Genomic DNA, 520 nt, shown 5'->3' on the forward strand with positions numbered 1-520 from the left:
TACATAGCGCGAGTAGGCTCGCGAAATTTGCGAAGGGTCTCTCCTGAATTTGCAACGCGAAGCGAGCAAACAGGGAGGGACGCTGAGTAAATTTGATAGGGGTATTAAGTGACAGCGTGATGAAAGATGAATGTTCACAACGAACATTTGGCTCCGAACTGACGCGCTGCGCTTGTCGCATCCCCACACCAGGAAAACGGCTTCGCCGATTTCCTGGTGTGGGGATGTTCAGTTTGGAAAACTCAAAGGCGTGGTAGTCTTATGAGTAGGTATGTTATTGGAAGGTGGTTCTTATGAATGGCCTATTTGTGATCATTGGTATTTCATTGTTGATTAGTGTTTTCGCGCTTTACTCTCCGCAGATAAGCGCATGGTGCGATAAGCAGCTTGCGAAAAAGAGAAAGTAAACCCATCACTTGCTGTATACTAATTGTGTTAATAATTCACACAGGTGGCTTTATGGGTAGAACAACAAGTGTCACCATTGGCGAATCGCTCGATGGCTTTATTGAAAAAATGA

Annotated in this window: 1 protein-coding gene; it reads right to left on the reverse strand. The window is 45.0% G+C overall.

The features are described 5' to 3' along the window. On the reverse strand, nt 1–181 hold a 181-nt coding region (locus tag R7040_RS29885; protein WP_318098108.1), incomplete at its 3' end, for a hypothetical protein. Nucleotides 182–520: the final 339 nt, after the last annotated feature.

The organism is Vibrio sp. 1069, from assembly GCF_033340555.1.